Source organism: Pseudoalteromonas sp. S3178, assembly GCF_005886985.1.
GTDB classification, from domain to species: Bacteria; Pseudomonadota; Gammaproteobacteria; order Enterobacterales; family Alteromonadaceae; genus Pseudoalteromonas; species Pseudoalteromonas carrageenovora.
In genome coordinates this window covers 15084-37015 of sequence record NZ_PNCW01000038.1, presented here as the reverse complement: position 1 = coordinate 37015, position 21932 = coordinate 15084, and the positions used below count along the sequence as shown (strand labels likewise).

The following is a 21932-nucleotide window of genomic DNA, read 5'->3' as shown; positions in this document are numbered from 1 at the left end:
AACAAAATAAATAATTAAATAATAAGTCGCTTCTAACAAGTGGTGACCCAGGGAGAATCAAATGTTAAATAATAAAGTTTCAAAAGCGGTGCGCTTAGCCCTTGCTTTTGGTGCAGCCTCTACAGCTGCTTTTTCTGCAAGTACATTCGCTGCAGAAGAAGAGTCAGCTGAAAAAGTAGAACGCATTGAAGTTACCGGTTCACGTATCAAACGCACAGATATGGAAACGGCTAGCCCAGTACAAATTACAACAGCAGAAGAAATAGCGGTTTCAGGTTTTACACGTGTAGAAGACATGTTAAACAGCTTACCTCAACTTGAAGCTTCATCTACTGCTTTCCAATCTAACGGCGCTACGGGTACTGCAACCCTAGATTTACGTGGTATGGGTTCTCAGCGTACTCTAGTTCTAATTAATGGCCGTCGTGCACAAGCAGGTGGTATTTACACTCAATCTGCTGATGTTAACCAAATTCCCGCTTCATTAATTCAGCGTGTTGAAGTATTAACCGGTGGTGGTTCATCTACCTACGGTGCAGATGCTGTTGCAGGTGTTGTTAACTTTGTAATGAACGATAAATTTGAAGGCTTTGCTGTTGATTTAGGTGCAACTGCATATCAACATGACAACGACAATGACTATATCCAAGGCCTTATGGATGACAAAGACTTTGATTACCCTACAGGTAGCTCAGGCCTAGACGGATCATCTTTTGACTTTAGTGCTACATTAGGTGGTTCTTTTGACGGTGGTAAAGGTCACGCCGTTGGTTATATTACTTACAACAAGCAAAATGAACTTCGCCAAGGCGCTCGTGATTACTCTTCATGTGCTTTAAATGCTGCAGGTACTTCATGTGGTGGTTCAGGTAATGCTGTCGTTCCAAACTTCTACGTATCCTCACCAACTGATGATGGTGCTTTTGATTGGTCTGATTACGACTACTGGACACTTGATGGTACAGGCGGTTTCGAAAATTCAGTTGGCAATCTGTACAACTACGCTCCTATAAACCACTTTATGCGCCCTGATGAACGTCATACATTTGGTTTATTTGCTGATTATGAAATAAATGATAATTTCCACCCATACGTGGAAGCTATGTTCATGCGTGACCGTACTACAGCACAAATCGCTGAATCAGGTACGTTCTTCAACGAAAACTATAATATTGACTACGACAGCCCACTTTTAACTGACCAACAACGTCAAGACTTAACTGACCGCTTTGGTTTAACATCGGGTGATCAATTTGCTACTTACATCGGTAAACGTAATGTAGAAGGTGGCCCGCGTGCCGACCAACTTGAACATAACTCTTTCCGCTTAGTACTTGGTACTGAAGGCGAAATCAATGACATGTGGTCATACGATGCATTTGTTCAGTATGGTTCTACATCTTCGTCTTCAGCTTACATTAATGACTTCTTTGGTCCACGTATAGCAACAGCTTTATCTGCAAATGGTGAAGATTGTGCAACTAGCGATGGCTGTATTCCTTATGAAGTATTTGAGTTTGAAGGTATTACATCAGAAGCGGCTGGCTCTTTAACAGGCACAGCTATTCTTAACGGTGTAACAGAGCAATTTATTGTTGGTGGTTATGTAACAGGTGAATTTGATTTTGGTTTACCAAGTTCAGATTACCCAATTGCAGCAGTATTTGGTACAGAGTACCGTGAAGAAACATTTAGCCGTACAGCTGATGAAGTATACGCACAAGGTTTATTACTAGGCCAAGGTGGTACTACTAAAAGCTTAAATGGTGAATACGACCTAACTGAGTTCTACACAGAAGTTAGTTTACCTATTCTTGAAGATGCACCTTTTGCTAAGAGTATTGCTGTTGATTTAGGTTACCGTTGGTCTGATTACAGTACTTCTGGTGCTGAGCCTACTTATAAACTAGCGCTTGATTGGAATGTAACGGACGATTGGAAAATCCGTACAAGCTATAACCGCGCAGTTCGTGCCGCAAATAATGGTGAATTATTTGCTAACCAAAGTACTGGCTTATGGGGTGGTACAGATCCTTGTGCTACTGATTCTCCTTCATTATCTGCTGCGCAGTGTGCTAATACAGGTGTTTCTGCATCTCAGTACGGTAATGTTTCTGCTAGCCCAGCATCTCAGTACAATGGTTTCTTCGGTGGTAACCCTGACTTAGACCCTGAAATTGCAGATACAATAACGTTTGGTATTGTTGCAAACCCATTTGAAGGGTTTAACTTCTCAGTTGATTACTGGGATATTGAACTTGAAGATGCGATTGGTAATATCAATCCTGAAGAGATTGTAACTAACTGTGCACTTACTGGTGATGCTGTTTTCTGTGATAACGTACAAAGAACATCTGGCAGCGGTAGCTTATGGATTGGTGATGGCCAAGTTGTAGCAACTAACGTTAACCTTGGTAAATTGCACTGGGAAGGTGTGGATTTAAGTGCAAACTATGATGTTGAAATTGCTGGTGGTATGTTAAAAGCTAACCTAATCGGTACTTACATGCTTAGTAAAGAGTACGATAACATTCCTGGTGTAAGTGAAGCTTATGACTGTGTAGGTACACTTGATAATAGCTGTTTTGCTCAACCTGAATGGCGTCATGTTTTAACTCTTAGCTACGACATGGATACTTTCTGGCGTGCAACTGCTAAATGGCGCTACTTCGGTGAAGTAAGTGATTACAGCGGTGACGATACTCTAGCTCAAGGTGGTATTAGCTCACAAAGTTACCTAGATCTTAAAGGTAGCTTCACTATTAATGAATACACTTCATTGTTAGTAGGTGTTAATAATGTTTTAGATAAAGAGCCACCTCTTTTAGGTGGAAGCTTATCAACAAATGCTAACGCTATTGCTGGTTACTACGACACGTTAGGTCGTTACTTCCATACAACTATATCATTCAAATTCTAATCATTTGTGGTATAAATAAAGCGAGCTTAGGCTCGCTTTTTTTATGGAGAAATTTAAGAATGACGCAAGTTAGCTTATCGCAAGCTTTAAAGGAGCTAAACAGTGGTCAAATCAATAAAGGAAAAGCAACACTTAATATATTAGCTGCTGATAAAAATACTGCAGAGCAGGCCCTTGTACTATTATTCAAGGTTGCAATGAGTGAAAAAAACCTTAATGAGGCTAAGCTAATTAGTGAAAGGTTAGTTTCGATTGTTCCAAACAAATTTGATTACATTAATACATTAGTTCAATTGTATTTGTCGAGTGGTGATTCTGATACTGCAATTAGCAAATTAAAAGTATTTGTAAACGTAAACTCTAAGGACGCAGGTGCTCATTTTTTACTTGGCAGCTTGGCCCGAAAATTAGGTGATGGATATTTAGCTAAACAGCACCTTTTAAAGGCTCAAGAAAATCAATTCCGAGATCTTTATTTGTTAAAATTAGAGATAGCATTAGTTTACTCTGAATTGCTAAACGATCATAAAAACGCCGTATTATGCCTAGAAGAAGCAATAAAAATTCAAAGAAACAATGTAAGCGCCTATTTTAATTTAGCTAATATATATGAGAAAATGGGTAACAAAAACAAAAGCTTATATTTTTTTCAACAAGTGCTAGTTTTAAACCCAGAGCATGGCTTAGCGCACGCGAGGCTTGCAGACATAAATACGTTTAATTGCGCTTCAGCTCTAAACTATGAAAAAACGAGTCTAAAAATTATAAAGCAAGAAAAAGATAACTCGATAGTTGCTGATTTATATTATGCCCTTGGTAAAGTATTTAATGATATTGCTGATTATAAAAAAGCTTGGGAGTATTATTTTAGTGCAAATAGAGTTAATCGTTCATATTTACCTAATTACAGTAAGAGCGATATTAAAAAACTAACAGAATTAACTTTAGAACGCGGGGGAAAGTCAGTTACTAGCAATGAAAATAGTGAGTTAACACCAATCATAATTTGTGGCATGTTCCGTTCTGGTTCTACTTTAATCGAGCAAATACTTGCTGCATCTGATTATATTAGTGCTGGTGGCGAAATTGACTATATTCACAAAAATTTATTTAACTTAATTGCTAATCCAGTTGAGCTCGCAAATACAGCCAGTACAAGTGAGTTTAAAGAGGGCTATAACCGTGAGTTAGCACTTAGAGCTAATAAGAGGGCATTCGTCACAGATAAAAGGCCTGAGAACTACCTCTACATTGACATAATCAAAAGTATTTATCCAAACGCTAAGATTATATGGACGGAGCGTGATATTCGAGATAATAGTTTATCGGCATATTTTCAACATTTAGGGCCTAGTTTAAATTATGCTACTAACCTTAGCGATACACTACATTACTATACAGCGCAGCAAAAAGTTAAAAGCCATTGGTTAAAAAAATATACCGATGATATTTTTACGGTAAACTATGATGAATTAGTTTCAAAGCCTGAAAAAGTTCTTATACCGTTGTTTGATTTTTTAGGTATTGAATATAAAGATGAAAACAGCTCATTCCATGAGAAAAAAAATATTGTAAGTACAGCGAGTGTTTGGCAAGTTAGAAAGCCCCTCTATACCTCTTCATCTGGTAGATATAAAAACTTTAGTGAGTACATAAAGCAAAGTATACCTGAAAAGGAGTTTGAAGCGTTTTATAACTTGTCGCTTTAATAGTTATATTTACAGCTCTCAGTAGAGAGCTGATATACTTTAATTCTGCGTTGGCAAATCTTTTATCTCCACAGAGGCTCTGCTTTTTTCCACTATTAACTTTGAGCTTATAAAGCTTGCTTAGAACAGTCGAACAAAATCGCGTTTGAGACTGTATGTTCTATGAAAAAGAACTTGCTAAATAGCCCCCATTAACAGCACATTGCACGGCACTATGGGAAGTCCAATCAATTAGTTTTTCAATCATGGCAATATTATATAAGTTTAACCAATAGGCGAGCTGTTCATCTAGGCTGAGATCGTTCAGAGAGGCTTGAATTGGCGCTTTTTCTAGACTTAAACGAATTTTTTAAATCCACTTTTAAGACCTGTTTCAATAACCTATTTAAAATAAAAGCTAGTAGTTTCAATGCCATACGCTTATTTCTAGTTGATCTTATTCTTGTACCTATAGACTTCATTGACTTTAAAGCCGTTCTGTCCGACATCCATCTACAACTGTTAAGACCTGGTCAAATCAGTATAATAAACCTTTATATCCCTATTTAAGCTAAAGTCAGAAAACTCTTCTGGAAGTATAAAGCCATCGGCTAATACTGGATTTTAATCTAAAGTATAGGCATAACATCGCATGGAACGGTTAAACGTGGTTGTGTACTTTTTAAAGGATATGTACCGTGCCATATATAGCTAGGAAATATAATCATTTGACCTGTCTTGGGACAAATACTTCGCGCTATCTCTTCTCTTTCTTTGAGGTTTAAACAAGTTTCCCCTAGTTTTAACCAGCCACTTTTATTAGTGTCATTTTCATTTAATTCATTAGGCAGAGAAATATAACTTGGTGCAGATAACCACCCAGCAGGGTGTATATGGTTTGCATGAAACCCTTTGTTACCTAACTTGACTGACCAACTTCCATTAACTTTAAATGCATTATTATTTCTCGAACACAGAGGGTGGCTTTGGTCTTTAGGCAGATTAGCTAAATAGCTTGTTATGCAATTATTCATAGAATGCTTAAAGTCGTTTATTAGCTTGTTACTTCTAAATAAGAGGTGCCCCTCTGTTTGGCTACCACTTCTTACACTTTGATCAAGCAATTGTGTACTGTGTGCGTGTAAATTGAGTAATAAATCAGTGAAGTTTTCAAAAAATTGTCCGCTAGTGCTATAACCTTTTGGTTTTTTAAGCTCAAAAACTTTTACGTATTGATCGTAATTCGTCAGCCAATGATATTTATCGTTAGCTGATAAGCGCCACGCGGTGCTTAAGTAAGCCCAAACTTCTTGATTAAAGTAATCGTATTTTAAAGCACTTTCTAATTGTGCAATTGCACTTATGTAGTCTCCATTCATTATGAAATAATTTGCTAAATCTATACGGTATCTGCTTTCATTTGGTGTTATTTTAACAAGCTGATTCAATAAGTTAAAAGCTTTCTCATGGTCATTCAGCTTTCCTAAGACAACGCTATGCGCATGAAGTAGTGCTTGATCATTGGGGAATAGTTTTAATGCATTGGTTGAAACATCTAAGGCAGACTCATAGCTATCAGATTTAATAAGCTGTGATATAAAAGAATGTTCAATTACAGGGTGAGGTTCGTACTTCTGCTTTACTAATTTATAGCTACTTAAAAATAATTTGTTGTTTTTCGTTGAGTAGTAAAGTTTATTAAGGCTTTCATGTGCAGGGACATAATAAGGAGCAATTGTTAAGCATTGATTTAAGTAGCGTTCACACTGCTGGTTATTATTTAAATCTTTATAAATACAGCCTATTAAATATAATACTTCTGGTGTGGTACTTTCCTTTTTTTCTATATTTAATAGTAGATCTAAAGCCTCATTAAAGCGACCCATATTTCTTAAATTACAGGCTCTTTTATAGCTTATATAAACGTTATTTTGTTGTGCTTCAGGTAGCTTATTAATAATACTTTCAATTATATCTAACTCGCCTAACGCCTCATGCAGCTCTATTTTTAACCATAAGAACCTAAACTCTAAATTAGTTGGTGTATTTATTAATTGCACTAATTTTTTAGCTTCAAGTAAGTGACCTAATTTTATTAATGCTTCTAGTTTATTTAAAGTGAGCTTAGCTGAAACGGTTGTTGCTGTTGTGTTTAATAGATTTAAACAACTTATAAAATCGCCTAATTTACAAAGTAGTCCGGTATAGTTTTCTAGTAATGAAGTACTTTTAGGGTTATTTTTTAGTGCGAATTGGTATATTTCAATGGCTTTATCATTTTTATTCAAAGCAGTTAAACTAGCTGCTTTTAGTAAATTGGCATCTAGATTTGAAAGTTTAAACTCATCAATTATATCAAGAGATTTTTGGAAGTTTTTTGTATTGTACGCAGTAAGAGCAGCTTTAAATTTCTGCATATAAATTACATCCTGTTTATTTTTTATATTAACAGGATGTAAAATACATTTGAATTTTAATTTTCGCTTTTATCAGTCGATAAGTCTTTAATATTGACTGTACCCGAATTACTTTCAGTTTTTATTTTTAATGCTTTTAATTTTTCAATTTGATCAGCAGAAAACCGACCAAAATCCATTGTTTTATTGGTGATTGAGTCAGAAATAAAGTTGAGGTTTACAGCTCCAACACCAGAGCCACTTCCATCGGCGCCCTTTGGATAAGTAGAGTTACTTACTACCGCATTAAGCATAGCTGCGTTATTAGTTGCTGAAGAGCCGCCGATAACTCTCTCAGTTCCAAATATATCTGTAATGCTCCAATCTTCAATTTTAAACCTAATCGACTTAGCATTTTTTACGTCGTATCGCATACCTGCATCTACATATTTTTCTAGGTGGTAATGCAGATCAGTCTCGAAATTTTCAAATAAAGGTTTTGTTTGCTCGAAGTATTTTGAAACGTAAAGTTTATTTTTTTTCCCAAGATATAAACCTCTGTTGGAATTAACAAATTCGTCACCATTATCTTCAAGCTGATGAAATACCTTATTGCCATAGTAGGCTTCTGCTCTTAAGTTTGGACTGCCAATATTACCTTGGTAAAAGCCATACATAACAATAGGTTTATTAGTGAATTTTTTAAAAACTATTTTTTGAATATCATTTAGAGACAATGCATGCCCTGAGACGAATAAAAACTTTTCTTCTAAAATGCTATTTTTACCAAAGAGTAACTTTTCAGTGTCTCTAACAGGGTAGTGTTTGAGTAGTTGTTCAACAACTGCGGTGTTGTAGAGGTTTAACCAATAAGCGAGCTGTTCATTTAGTGATAAGTTATTTAAAGCTATCTCATTGGGTAAGCTTTCAAGACTTACACGTATCTTATTAAATCCTTCACTTATTTCAGACTTACTAACTTCTTCAAAGAAAAACCGATTAGCTTCGTTCTTTGTATTTTTCTTTTTTGACGAACGCATTTTTGTGCCAATTAACGCTTGTGATTTAGACGCTTTTTTTCTATCCGAACGGCCAGTATCTACAACTGTTAACTTTAAAAGTTGGTCTAAATCATCATATGAAATAGTGATGTCATTATTAATACTAAAATCTGAGAACTCTTTCGCTAAGCTCTCATCTTTAGCAGTTGCTAAGTTACTTAGAACCAAGCATGTAAGCAAAATCCACTTGTACATAATTACTCTCCTTAGGTTTTTTAAAATACAATCTTAAACAAAAAACATTCAGTAAACAAATTGCACACCTTAAATAAACAAATTTAAATAATATGTTTACAACTTTCATTTTAGTCGTGATTTTCTGTTTGTTGATCTCAGGATTTTTTTCTTGGTTAAGATTGTCCTCAAATTAGCTTTGTTGATTTTTATGCAATAGTGATTAAATGGGGATGTGTTAATTTTATGTTTATGTAAGTAATTGTAAACAAACGGTTTTTTTGGTTATTGTTTTGTTGACCTTGTACTTAAAATGATATTAATATGCGCCAAGCAGTTAATTAAAAGTATTCGCTGCATACATATAAAAATAAAATTATTCGAGTATTCCAGGGAGAATCGTATGTTAAATAACAAAGTTTCAAAGGCTGTTCGCTTAGCGATTGCATTTGGCGCAGCATCTACAGTTGCATTTTCAGCAAATACAATTGCAGCAGAAGAAGGCGCAGAGAAAGTAGAGCGCATTCAAGTAACAGGTTCACGTATTAAGCAAGTTGATTTAGAGAACAGTTCTCCAGTTACTGTAATTACTGCGGCCGACATCAACCTTTCAGGTGAACCATCTGTAGGTGATGTATTAAATAACTTATCTTCAAACTCATTTGGCTCTTGGACGGGTGTATCTGGTTACGGTGCAGGTTCTTCTGCAACTTCAAGTATTAACCTTCGTGGTTTAGGTTCTGACGCAACACTTGTATTATTAGATGGTCGTCGTATGCCTGGCACAAGTACTTCTTCAGGTGCTTCTGCTGATACATCTCTTATCCCTATGGCTATCGTTGAACGTATTGAAATTTTACGTGATGGCGCATCTGCAGTATATGGTTCTGCAGCGGTTGCTGGTGTAATTAACATCATCACTAAAAAAGATTTTGATGGTTTAAATCTTAAATATGAATTCAACCAACCAAGCGTTGACGGCGGTGATAGTAGTACTTTCTCTGTATCGTCAGGTTTTACTGCTGAAAAAGGTAATATTGTTTTCACTTTCGAACACTCTGAAAGCGATGCTATTTATGATAGAGACATTTGGGCACTTGATGACGAAACATACGGTGCATACAGCTCTTACAGCCCAGTATCTAACTACTTAGATAGTACTGGCTACCATGCAAATTCAGATTTATGTGATGCAGAACCTAATACTGTAAACACTATCGATGCTGATGGTAATGGCCGTTGTACATATAGCTACGGTGAAGTGACTAAGTTTTACCCAGATACAAACAAAAACTCATTTTTAACTAACTTTACATATGAGTTATCAGACGACATTCGTTTTATTGGTCGCGCTATGGCGAGCTTCAACGAAACTGATGCACGTTATGCTGGTACTCCAGTATCTACTACACCTATCTACATGAGCGAAGATAACCAATATAATCCTTCTGATGAAGAAGTACGTATTTTCACTCGTGCAGTACCAATCGGTAACCGTGATACAACAACTGAAGTAACAACAACTGATATTTTAGTTGGCCTTGAAGGCTTTACAGATATTGGCAATGGCCTTGATTGGGAAATTAACTTTCAAAATAGCGTATCAAAAACTAACTCATTTGGTAAAAACTTAGTAAATGATGTTGCTTTCCAAGCTGCTATTGATAGCGGTGAATACGATGTATTTAATGTTTCAGGCATGAGTTACGATGACTGGAGTACAAGCATGACTGAGCTTTACCAAGAAGCAAATCATACAGGTACGTACGAAGGTCGTTATGAAAGTAAACAAATCGATGGTTTAGTTTCAACTACATTATTAGACGATGGTGAATTTATTGTCGCGGGTGTTGTTGGTGCTGAGTTTGAACAAATCGACTTCACTCAAATTAGTGATCCAGAGTCTGCAAACGGATTTATTTCTGGTGGTTCTGGTGGTGATGATGTGTATGCAGATCGTGACCGTACAGCTGCTTACTTTGAAGTACAAGCTTCTTTCCCGCACGATGTTGATTTAACTGTTGCTGGTCGATATGAAAAATATGACCAAAGTGGTACTACAAACCTTGGTGAGAAAAGCACTACGTTTGATAAGTTTGTACCTAAAGTTGGTTTAACTTGGCGTCCAACAGAGACTTTATTACTTCGTGGTTCTTGGGGTGAGTCATTCCGTGCACCAAACATGGGTGAGATGTTCCAATCTTATGCACTAAGTTTCCCAACTGTTCGTGATACAGCATGGTGTACAGCTAACCCAAATCAAGAACTTGATGGTTACTGTGCTGATGCCGGTGAGCAAGTGGCAACATGGTTTGGTGGTAACACTGAGCTACAGGCTGAAGAAGGCGACTCTACTACATTAGGTTTTGTTTGGGATGCAGTTGAAGACCTTTCAATTGAATTAACTTACTACTCAATTAACTACGATGATAAAATTGATAGTGTAGATAATGATGAGCTTCTTCGTTTAGAGTTAGAGCAAGGTGGTTTAAATGCTACACCAAGCACTATCGAGCGTAATGCAGTTACAGGTAAAATCGATTACATGTACACTGGTTATATCAACAAGAGCTCACTGTCTACTGATGGTATAGACTTCACAGCTAGATACCGTTTTGATACAGAATTTGGTAACTTCTCAAGTACATTAAACGTATCACGCGTTTTATCATTTGAAGAAAAAGCTGATGCAGATGCTGAAGTATTTGATTACGCAGGTTTACAAGACTACCCTGAGTGGAAATCAGACTTAGCTGTTAATTACGCTTATGAAGATTTCTCGGCTACATGGACTATGTTCTATGTTGGTGCACAGGATTCTGGTAACGAAGAGTATGGCGTAGATTACTATGCTGATATCCCTAGCTACTTCAAACATAATGTTCAAGTAAGCTATGTTGCACCTACAAATACTAAAATTGCTTTAGGTGTAAATAACTTGTTCGATAAAACAGCTCCAAGTATTTACGATGGGTTCCGAGATTACCGTGACTCTACATGGTCGCTATATGATCAAACAGGCCGTTCATTGTACTTACGCTTAGAACAATCGTTCTAAACATTATATAACTTAGTTATAAAAATAAGCCCTGCTGGTTAGCGGGGCTTTTTTATACCAACTCTCTTAACTAGTTAGCTATTTATGTTCAAGCTGTGTCGAGAAAAACGCAGTCTATTATTTAATTTTGTCGGTTATGACTGCTGAATATTACTACTTACTATATCTATACCGCCATAAAACTAGAGTTTTTCACTCCCTAAATTAGACATAAATTAAAGCTATAAATAAATGTTATTGAATTGGAACTATATCAAAAAGTAAGTTTTACTACATAGCTTGCAGTAGTGAGTTAAATGACTAATAAGGAAATATTATGTCAACATTATTTAAGTTAATAATAATCTCTTATTTGTGTGTTATTTCTTTTGAAATTAATGCCCAAAAACCCCAACCCACAATTGAAGATTTTTTTAAAAATCCTAAGTTCTCTAATCTACAACTTTCACCTAATGGAAAGTATTTAGCGGTACTTTCGCCAATTAACGATAGAAAAAATATTGTAATCCTTGAAACGGAGGGCTTAAAAAATGCAAAGCCAGTTACAAAATTTGATGATCAAGATATAAATAACTTTTCTTGGGCTAATGATAATGAAATCGTTTTTGACCTAGATAGTAATGGCAATGAAGCCTTTAGCCTGTACAAAATAAATGTAAATACTAAAAGGGCCAAAGTAATTGAACTAGTTGGTTCCAAAGTCGGCTCATCAGGTATTCGCTCTGCAAGCATAGTACATATGTTACCTAACGACCCAGATCACATAATTATCCAATACAATGGCAGGAATATTAAAGCTCCAGATTTATATAAATTGCCATTAAATAGTAAATGGGATCGTAAGCATGAAAGAAATTACAAAATGGATATCATTGCTAAGAACCCCGGTGGCTATCAAGGTTGGCTCTTAGATCACGACGGCGATGTCAGAGGGGCGCTCTCAATTGATGGACTAAGAGGTAAATTTTATTATAAAAATAAAGATGAAGAAAAGTTCCGAGTTTTACGAGAGTATAATATTGAAGATGAAAATATTACTCCATTAGCATTTGATTTTGATAATAAAACACTTTTTGTCTCTTCAAATATAGGTAGAGATACGTCTGCTTTATACTATTTTCATCCAGAGAAAAATGAATTGGGTGAATTAATTTTTGGCATGCCAGAGGTGGATGTTTCAAATTTAATGTTATCGATAAAACGTAAAAAGTTGTTAGGAGTGAGATACTTAGACGAGTATCCTGAGGTAGTTTATTTCGATACTGAAACAGCACAAATGATGGCCTCTCTTGAGAGCGCTTTCAAAGATAAAGTGGTCAATGTTACCAGCAGGTCGAAAGATGAAGTGCTTAATATTGTGTATGTAGGAAGCGACACTGATCCAGGGCATTATTATTTGTATGATAAGGCAAAAAACACGCTTAAATCATTAGTTTCGCCAATGGACTGGCTTGATAAAAGTCAGTTATCTCCAATGAAACCTATTAAGTTTAATAGCCGAGACGGTTTAACGATTCGAGGCTATCTTACAATACCCAAAGATAGCAACGGTAAAAGTTTGCCTTTAATTGTAAACCCTCATGGCGGCCCTTACGGTATTCGAAACTCTTGGGGCTTTAATCCTGAAACACAATTTTTTGCGAGTCGAGGTTATGCAACAGTACAAGTAAACTTTCGTGGCTCTGGTGGTTATGGCCGTAGATTTCAGCAAGCAGGATACGGCGGTAAGTGGGGATCCGAAATGCAAAATGACTTAACAGATGCTGTTAAATATTTAGTAAGTGAAGGGGTTGTAGACCCAAAAAGAGTATGTATTTATGGTTCTAGTTACGGTGGCTATGCAACTATGGCCGGACTTACTTATACACCTGAGATATATAAGTGCGGTATCAATTATGTGGGCATAACCGATGTAAGTTTACTTTTTGATTCACTTCCTAAACATTGGGAACCTCAAAGAGAGTTATTAAAAAAGCAAATAGGTGATCCTGATGATGAAGCGCTAATGAAAAAAATATCTCCGCTTTACCATGTTGATAAAATAGTGGCGCCTTTGATGATTGTACAAGGAGCTAAGGATCCTCGGGTTGTTAAAAAGCATGCTACAGATCTAAGAGATGCTTTAGAAGATCGTGGAATCGTGCTTACTGATGATGAGTGGATTATGAAAGATGATGAAGGGCATGGATTCCAAAAAGAGGAAAATAAAATAGAGCTTTATACAAAAATAGAAAAGTTTTTGAATAAGCACTTATAGACTTGGCAGGCTATATTTTACTCTTAATTAAAGTATAGCCTTTTAATTATGCTTATACTTAAGGCTTATTTTTCATTCTAATTAGTATAAAAGCATTGTTTTATATTAAGTATTCCACTTTTTAGTTTGTGGTAAAAAGCAGTTTATATGTTTATACTTGCCTTGAAACTTAAAGGTTAATACCAACAAGCAAGAGAGATATAAATGAAAGAAGTCCGATCTTTTATTAAAACAGCATCATTAACAGAGCTCGAAAAAGCACAACAAATAATTAGTGATGCAATTGCAAAATATACTGAGCAGCTACAAGCTAAACAGGAAGTGTTGGATCTTTTAAAAGAAAAAGGACTTACGTTAGAAGATTTACAAGACACATCAGCAGATAAGCGTACTAAAGTTAAAGCTAAATATCGTATAGAAGTTGACGGTGAAGTCATCGAATGGACTGGCCGTGGCCGACGTCCAAAAGCGTTTGAAGGTGTTGATTTACAAAAGCACTTAGCCTAAAAATATAAAAGAGAAGCCTAGCTTCTCTTTTTATTTTCCTGCCAATAATTCAAAAATAAAGCTGAAAAATTTCAGCCGTTATTTGCTAAAATATCCTCATTCAAATCAAATTGTTTTCCTATGAGCTATAAATTAAGACCTTATCAGCAAGAAGCAGTAGAGCGTACTGTTTTACACTTTAGAGCAACAAACGATCCTGCGGTAATTGTATTACCCACTGGTGCTGGTAAAAGCCTCGTCATAGCTGAACTCGCTCGTATTGCAAAGCAAAAGATTTTGGTACTGGCTCACGTTAAAGAACTTGTAGAGCAGAACTCACAAAAATATAAAAGTTTTGGTTTAGAGGCGAGTATATTTTCAGCAGGTTTAAAAGAAAAATCATTAAACCATCAAGTAACCTTTGCCAGTGTGCAGTCTTTATCGCGTAACTTAAATAAACTAAATGAGCATTATTCTTTACTTATTATAGATGAATGCCACAGAGTAAATGGTGATAAAAAAAGCCAATACGGTAAAGTTATAAACGCTTTAAAGGAGTATAACCCTCAGTTAAAAGTATTGGGTTTAACGGCTACGCCTTATAGATTAGGAATGGGGTGGATATACCACCATCATTACCATGGTTTTGTTAAAGGCACGAAAGAAAGCCCATTTAAAAGTTGTATATTTGAGTTACCGCTGAGGTATATGATTAAACATAATTACTTAACGCCGCCAAATGAAGTTGATGCAGCAATTAGTCATTATGACTTTTCGTCTTTAGAGGCTAATGCATTTGGGCAATACACTACTGACGATATGAATGCGCTTTTAAAAAAGAGTGAGCGCGCAACGCAAGCTATATTGAAGCAAGTAATTAAATATAGTGAAGAGCGTGAAGGTGTTATGGTTTTTGCGGCTACGGTAATGCACGCCCAAGAGATTTTAAGCTATTTACCTGCAGCACAAAGTGCACTAATAACAGGTGATACCCCAAATACTGAACGCGATAAAATTATAAAACAGTTCAAAGCAAAGCAGCTCAAATACTTGGTTAATATATCGGTGTTAACGACTGGGTTTGATGCACCTCATGTCGATTTTATTGCTATTTTAAGGCCTACAGAATCAGTTAGTTTATATCAGCAAATTGTGGGGCGAGGGCTCAGGTTATCTGAATCAAAAACGGATTGCTTAGTAATAGATTATGCCGGAAATGGTTTTAATTTATTTCATCCTGAGGTGGGCGATAAAAAAGGCGATAGTGATAACGAGCCTGTCCAAGTGCTTTGCCCTGGTTGCGGATTTGCTAATATATTTTGGGGCAAAACAGACTCAGAAGGCAAAATAACTGAGCACTTTGGTAGACGTTGCCAAGGCTTACTAGAAGATGATTCAGGTAGAAAAGAGCAATGCGACTATCGCTTTAGATTTAAAGAGTGTGAGCAATGCGGTGCACAAAACGATATTGCAGCACGAAAATGCCATGACTGCGGTGCCGTTATGGCAGACCCTGATAATAAACTGCGTAACGCATTAAATTTAAAAGATGCACTGGTACTTAGGTGTAGTGGTTTATCAGTGGTACAACTTAAAGACGATTTAATTAAATTAACGTATTTTGATGAAGATGGCGCAAGTTGCGATGAGGTATATAACCTTGCCAGTAAAGGTGGGCAGTTTATCTTTAATAAGCAGTTTGGTAAACGCGTGGGCCATGGACAAACACCGATAGACTTTAAAACGGCAAAACAAGTTATTAAAGCGCAGTTTGACTTAGTCCCTCCCGACTTTGTTATTGCACGAAAAAGTAAAAAATATGGTTGGAAAGTGGCTGATAAACTATTTGACTATAAGGGGAGCTTTAGAAAGGCAAATCAGTTAAGTCGTTAAACTTAACTGATTGTAAAACATTAGGCGGCGTCTTCGTCCATTAATCCCCAACCATCACCGTAACCGTTATAGCTGTTAGCAATACTTTCTAGGTATTGCTCAGCTTGTCCTAGCAATGTGTGCTCTGGCACCATTTGGACATGAGTAATTACTTCCCATACGCCAGTATCTTTGCATTTTACAACATCAGCGTTTTGAACTAATGCATCAGAGATTATTTCTTTGGCAAACTTTTCTGCATCTGCTTGCTGCTCAAATAAAATGAAAAAATCGATTTGGTGCATTTTGCTTAAATCAACGCCGGCAGCGGCTATTTCGGCTAAAAGTAGGCCGTTATCATCATCAGGGAATTGCATTAAAAACTCATTTAAAATTAATTTTGTGTTCGTAGGCACTATTGTAACCAAAATATTGTCTTAACGCGTACAAATTTTAATTAAGCTGATACTTATTCAAAGTTAAATTTACGCGCTAGATTGTCATTAAGTTAATGTGTTGCTCATTATGGCTATGCTAATATGCGCTTAATTGGTCGTTATGTATAAGATATTTAAAGTAAGGATATTTACTTGTTTATTAAGTTTTTACGTTGCATGTGTATTGTGGGAGTCTTAATCTCGGCAAACAGCTATGCAGCAGAAAAAGTCATTGAAGATTACGAAATTAAAGGAATTAGTGGCGATTTAGAAAATAATGTAGCGCTTTACCTTAAGCAATTAATTGGAGAAAAGCCAACTCGTACTCTGCGTCGTTATGCACAAAAACAAGTACAAAACAGTATTAAAGCGCTTGGGTATTACAGCCCAACCGTTGAAGTTGACTTTGACAAAGACGATAGCGAGTTAATTGTTAAAGTTGAGCGTGGGCCTGCTACTCGAATAGAGGCAATTAGTATTACCTTAAACGGTGAGGGTAAAAACGATACACAGCTGCAAGCACTAATAGAAAATACTAGCTTAAAGCAGGGTGATGTTTTAAACCACGGTAGGTACGACTCTGCACATAAAAAAATAGAGTCAATGCTTTTAGAGCTTGGCTACTTTGACGCTAAATGGCCTGCAAGAAAGTTAGAAGTGTCGGTGCAAAAAAATAGTGCCGTTATTACGTTTGTGATTAATACCGGTGTACGCTATCAGTTTGGTAATATTGAAATTGCGAGTAATACCCCAGCTGAAAAATACATACGTTCTTTAGCGCCATTTACTCAAGGGCAGCCGTATAAATCAACATATATAGCCGACTATAATCTTGGTTTATCAAGTACTCCTTATTTTGCAAGTGTTCGTGTTTATGCCGATATTGCCGTGCGAAAAAATAGCCAGGTACCTATCAAAGTTGATGTTCTGCCCAAACCCGCAAATAGTTACGAGATTGGTGGTGGCTTTAGCACCGACTTAGGCCCAAAGGTGCGTTTCAAGTGGAGTAAACCGTGGATCACTGAAGACGGCCATTATCTCGAAACAAATTTAAATGTAGCGCAAAAGCAGCAAGATATTTCAATGGCTTACACCATCCCTGTTGATGATCCTAATGATGACTTATGGCGTTTTTCTGTAGGTTATAAATTAGAAGATGAACTCACAAATGACACCTACAGCGAAATACTAACGGGTCAATTACAGCGCCAATGGTTAACCGAAAATAAGTGGGTGCGTACAGCTTTTTTACGCAGAGACCAAGAAACATATCGCATTGGTGATGAGCCTGAAGAAAGTACCGAAATGTTAATGCCTGGTATTAGCTACGCTCGCAAAAAATCAAAAGGCGGAACGACTCCTTATTGGGGAGAGCAGTGGCTAATTTCAGCTGAATTTGGCCTAGATGATGTTCTCTCAAGTACTAATTTGATAAGAGTCCAAATGCAACATGCATGGCTACGTACTTATTTAGATAAGCATTTAGTGTTTTTAAAAGCAAATGTAGGTGCAATGCTCGTTGATGATATAGAAAACGTACCTTACTCACTGCGCTTTTACGCCGGTGGTGACCAAAGCGTTCGTGGCTTTGCGTACCAATCAATTTCGCCAGAAAATGACGATGGCGATCTCATCGGTGGTAAATACTTATTAACCAGTACAATAGAGTACAACTATCAATTTGCTCAAAATTGGCGCGCAGCTTTATTTGTTGATGGTGGTACGGCTACAAACGATTTCTCAGATGACTTTGAAGTAGGCGCTGGTTTTGGTTTTCGTTATTTAACACCCGTTGGCCCTGTGCGTATAGACCATGCTTGGGGATTAACAAAAGAAAGTAAAAGTACACGCTTGAGTATTACTATAGGGCCAGAAATTTAATGTCAGTATTTAAAAAAATAACAGCCGCCGTTAGTGCTATATTAATCACGCTGCTTATTATCGTTTTTTGTTTATTATTTACCGCCCCGGGTAATCAGTTTATTGCCTACAGTGCAAATAAAGCAGTCGATGGGCTACATATTGAAATTAAAGATGGTCGCTTTATTTATAACGATGCTTTTAATGTTCGTTTTAAGAATAACGGTTTAGATTTTAATGCTCAGCAATTAAAAATAGATTTATTTTGGTGGCAGTGTGATGGTATCTGTATTGATAATTTAAGCGCTAAATCTATAAAATTAACCTTGCCAAAAACAGTTGAGGCACAAGAGGAAACACCCTCTGAGCCCCTTGAAAAAATTAACTCACCCTTTAATATTTCAATAAAAAATATAGCGGTTAATGATTTTATATTAAACCATCCTAGTGCCGATGTGAGTGTTAATAATTTTAAACTATCAGCTAAAGCTGAAGGTTCAAAGCTCACAGTCAAAAGCTTAAATATCCCTAGTATACTTGTTGCTTTAAAAGAGCAAGAACAACCTATCAAAGCACAAACAGCTCAAAGCAATAAAGCCGCACTTACACAATTACCAGCACTTCCTGATATTGAATTTACATCACCAATTGATTTAGCCATTGAAGCTTTTGATATTGCAAAAGTGACAATTGAACAGGGCGAGGCGCAGTATAATATCGAAAATATCTCGCTGCTATTAAGTGTAGAAAACGCAGTTATTAATTTGCAGTCGCTTTCAGCGACATATGATCAGTGGCAGCTTAATACCCAATTAGATGCAGAGCTTGCAGGTAACTTGCCTGTAAAAGGCCAAGTAACTTTGCAAAGTGATTTACATCAAGCAAACTTACAGCTAAATGGTGATTTAGCTGACTTAAATTTAAACTTACAAACGAGTGGGCAATATCCGCTCACGTTAACCGCGAACGCTAATTTAAAGCAAAAAAATTACCCATTTGAACTAAGCGGCAAAATTAGCCAATGGCTTATTGATGCACAAAGTAACGAACTTAAAGTTAAAAATGTAAGCCTTAACGCAAATGGTAATGCCGATGACTACCAACTCAATTTGCAGGCAAACAGCCAATTAGGTGCTTATCCGGCTGTTAATCTTAATACTCAGCTAACAGGTGGTTTAACTCAAGCTTCGCTTAAAACATTAAGTATAAAAGCTAACGAAAGTAGCGCGATTATAAAAGCTAATGTTGATTGGCAAAAGGGTATTAAAGCGAGTTTTAACGGCTCGCTTTCAAACCTAAAAGCGCAGTATTTTACAGATGCTGCAACTAGCGATATTTCAGGGCAATTTAAAGGTTCATTTAATGCTGCAGAAGGCTCGTGGCAATTAAAAATGGATGATACTAAGTTAAGCGGATTACTAAACGAGGTACCCCTTGAGTTTGCGTCAAACTTTCAGCTAGATGATGCATTAAAAGCCAATATCGATAGCCTTTATTTAAGTAGCGGCACTAATAAATTAGTACTCAGTGGGCAAGTTGATGATAGCTGGAAAGTTGATGGTAAAATAACACTTCAAAGTAATGAAGAGGCAAACATGCCATTTATTGCCAACGGCAACGCCAATTTAAAAGTAAGAGGCGAGAGGTTAACACCTTCTGTCGATTTAGCGTTAATACTTGATAGCTTCATTTTTAATGAAATCAATATAAATAAACTTACGGTAAAAGGGCAGTTAGATACAGCAGCTGATTGGCAAACTGACGTATCGTTAAGTGTAGGTTCGGCGCTTGTGGCTGATCAGCAAATTAATAGTGTTAAAATTGATATTAGCGGCGATAAAACAGATCACCAACTTACAGCATCAGTAGATGCCGAGCAGGGCAGTGTAGAGCTTGAAGTGAATGGCAAAATTAATAACACTACCTGGAACGGTGAGCTTAGTAATGTAACGCTCAGCGACAAAAAGCTCAGCTTTAGCAACACTAAAAATATTGCTATTATGTTTAACTCGCAAAACGGTAATTTTGATGTGAGTGCGCACTGTTGGGCTTCTCAGCAAAGCGAGCTTTGTATAGACACGCTTGCCCAAACTAAAGAGCTAGGTCAGTTAAATGCTAAGTTAAATAATTTAACCCTTGAAGAGCTTAAACACTTTTTGCCAGATAACATTCGCACACGCGGTGATATAACGGGTGACGTTGCCCTTAATTGGCATGCAGGCGCACTTAAAACACTACGTGCCAATATAAATTCTACAGATTTAACGGCTGTATTAACCTCAGAAGAAGACCGCTTTAAATTACCCGTAGAAACACTCAGTATTAGTGCTTTTTCAGACTCTCAAAAAGGTCAGCTCGAGGCTAATTTAGAATCAAGCGTATTAGGCAAAATTAATACACAAATTAATATTGATGACATACAAAATACGCAGGCGCTTAATGGCACTATTAATATTGATAAAATATTACTTTCAGACTTACAACCATTTCTTGAAACACTCGAGCAATTAAAAGGTGATATTAGCGGTAAGGTAGCACTTGCGGGTACGCTAAAAGACCCACTATTAAATGGTGAGCTTAACGTAAATGATATAAACCTTGAGGGTGAACAGCTTCCTATTGCGCTACAAAAATCTAATATAAATATATTGTTTGATAAAACGACTGCCACAATAGAGGGCAATTTAAACGACAATCAAGGTGGCAAAATAAAGCTAACAGGTGATGTTGATTGGCAAGGTGAGCAACCTAAAGTAAATGTAAATGTAGCGGGCGAGCAGTTTTTTGTACGCGCACAACAAGGCGTTACATTTAAAATATCGCCAGATTTAAAAATAGGTTTAGCCAATAATGCGCTTAAATTAGCGGGTGAAGTGGTTGTACCTTATGGCCGTATAATGATTGAAGAGCTCCCCGAAGGGGCTGTACAAGTAAGTGACGACGAAATTATTGTTGATCAACAAACAGAAGCAACTGAAAAAGTACCGTTTGATTACGACATAGACTTAAAAGTGATTGTTAAAAATGACGTAAAGGTAGAGTCGTTCGGATTAGAGTCTAAAGTGGCTGGGGATTTAGCGATTAAAATGAGCCAAGGTGCGCCGATTATTGCCACCGGCGAACTTAATTTGATTGACGGAACTTATTTAGCGTTTGGCCAAGATTTAATAATAAGTACTGGACAAGTGGGTTTTAGTGGCTCAATTGAGCAACCGTACTTAAATATTAAAGCAATTCGTAACCCTGATAACACCGCAAATGACGTAATTGCTGGGGTGACACTAACAGGCAATGTTGAACAACCAACGCTTAAAGTGTTTTCTGAGCCTGCAATGGATCAAGCGCAAGCATTAGCGTATTTACTAAATGGTCAACCTTTAGGTGACGGGGAGAGTTCCTCTAGTGATGCAATGCTCACCCAATTACTGCTTTCTCAAGGGGTTAGCCGAAGTGAAGGCGTGGTATCAAAAGTAGGTGAAACGTTTGGTCTTTCCGATGTTAGCTTAAGTTCGTCAGGTAGCGGTGATAGCACAAAAGTAGAAATATCAGGCTATGTAGCTCCAAGCTTGCAAGTAAAATATAGCGTAGGTGTATTTGATTCATTAAGCGAAGTGGCTGTACGGTATCAATTACTCTCGCAGTTATATATAGAAATAACCAGTGGGTTATACCAAAATGTAGATGTGCTATATAAGTTTGACTGGGATTAAGCCTAAACTTTGT

Annotated in this window: 12 protein-coding genes; 8 read left to right on the top strand and 4 right to left on the bottom strand. The window is 36.8% G+C overall.

The annotated features are described in order from the left end of the window. Positions 1 to 61: 61 nt before the first annotated feature. Both CWC11_RS11860 and CWC11_RS11855 read left to right on the top strand, forming a co-directional pair. The gene (locus tag CWC11_RS11860) at positions 62 to 2920 is read left to right on the top strand and encodes a TonB-dependent receptor domain-containing protein (RefSeq protein WP_138682860.1); all 2859 of its coding nucleotides are present in this window, start codon (positions 62 to 64) and stop codon (positions 2918 to 2920) included. Positions 2921 to 2979: 59 nt separating this feature from the next. Next, complete coding sequence (locus tag CWC11_RS11855) at positions 2980 to 4629, top strand: tetratricopeptide repeat-containing sulfotransferase family protein (protein ID WP_138682859.1); 1650 nt, start codon at positions 2980 to 2982, stop codon at positions 4627 to 4629. 160 nt (positions 4630 to 4789) lie between these two features. On the opposite strand, the gene CWC11_RS23610 is transcribed toward CWC11_RS11855, so the two are convergent. The 3 genes from CWC11_RS23610 to CWC11_RS11840 all read right to left on the bottom strand — a co-directional run bounded on the left by CWC11_RS23610 (position 4790) and on the right by CWC11_RS11840 (position 8260). After that, entirely contained in the window at positions 4790 to 4936 is a 147-nt protein-coding gene (locus tag CWC11_RS23610) for a DUF547 domain-containing protein (protein WP_502704799.1), read from the bottom strand. Positions 4937 to 5237: 301 nt separating this feature from the next. After that, complete coding sequence (locus CWC11_RS11845) at positions 5238 to 7025, bottom strand: putative 2OG-Fe(II) oxygenase (protein ID WP_138682858.1); 1788 nt, start codon at positions 7023 to 7025, stop codon at positions 5238 to 5240. 56 nt (positions 7026 to 7081) lie between these two features. Then, a complete protein-coding gene (locus tag CWC11_RS11840) occupies positions 7082 to 8260 on the bottom strand; it encodes a DUF547 domain-containing protein (RefSeq protein ID WP_138682857.1) in 1179 nt (392 codons plus the stop codon). A 382-nt stretch (positions 8261 to 8642) separates the two neighbouring features. Between CWC11_RS11840 and CWC11_RS11835 the strand changes: the two genes are divergently transcribed. The 4 genes from CWC11_RS11835 (at position 8643) to radD (ending at position 15933) form a co-directional block, all read left to right on the top strand. Then, a complete protein-coding gene (locus CWC11_RS11835) occupies positions 8643 to 11297 on the top strand; it encodes a TonB-dependent receptor (RefSeq protein WP_138682856.1) in 2655 nt (884 codons plus the stop codon). 316 nt (positions 11298 to 11613) lie between these two features. Continuing rightward, positions 11614 to 13554, top strand: coding sequence for an alpha/beta hydrolase family protein (locus CWC11_RS11830; protein WP_138682855.1), 1941 nt, complete (start codon positions 11614 to 11616; stop codon positions 13552 to 13554). Positions 13555 to 13758: 204 nt separating this feature from the next. Further along, the gene (locus CWC11_RS11825) at positions 13759 to 14061 is read left to right on the top strand and encodes an H-NS histone family protein (protein WP_058548324.1); all 303 of its coding nucleotides are present in this window, start codon (positions 13759 to 13761) and stop codon (positions 14059 to 14061) included. A gap of 120 nt (positions 14062 to 14181) precedes the next feature. Next, positions 14182 to 15933: a DNA repair helicase RadD gene (gene radD, locus CWC11_RS11820; RefSeq protein WP_138682854.1), complete on the top strand. Its 1752-nt coding sequence runs from the start codon at positions 14182 to 14184 to the stop codon at positions 15931 to 15933. Positions 15934 to 15953: 20 nt separating this feature from the next. On the opposite strand, the gene CWC11_RS11815 is transcribed toward radD, so the two are convergent. Further along, positions 15954 to 16289: a ribonuclease E inhibitor RraB gene (locus CWC11_RS11815; RefSeq protein WP_138682853.1), complete on the bottom strand. Its 336-nt coding sequence runs from the start codon at positions 16287 to 16289 to the stop codon at positions 15954 to 15956. Positions 16290 to 16502: 213 nt separating this feature from the next. Here CWC11_RS11815 and CWC11_RS11810 point away from each other — a divergent pair, with 213 nt between their 5' ends. Together CWC11_RS11810 and tamB are read left to right on the top strand one after the other, a co-directional pair. After that, positions 16503 to 18230: an autotransporter assembly complex protein TamA gene (locus CWC11_RS11810; protein ID WP_138682852.1), complete on the top strand. Its 1728-nt coding sequence runs from the start codon at positions 16503 to 16505 to the stop codon at positions 18228 to 18230. After that, positions 18230 to 21919: an autotransporter assembly complex protein TamB gene (tamB, locus tag CWC11_RS11805; RefSeq protein ID WP_138682851.1), complete on the top strand. Its 3690-nt coding sequence runs from the start codon at positions 18230 to 18232 to the stop codon at positions 21917 to 21919. Before CWC11_RS11810 ends, tamB begins: the two co-directional genes overlap by 1 nt. Positions 21920 to 21932: the final 13 nt, after the last annotated feature.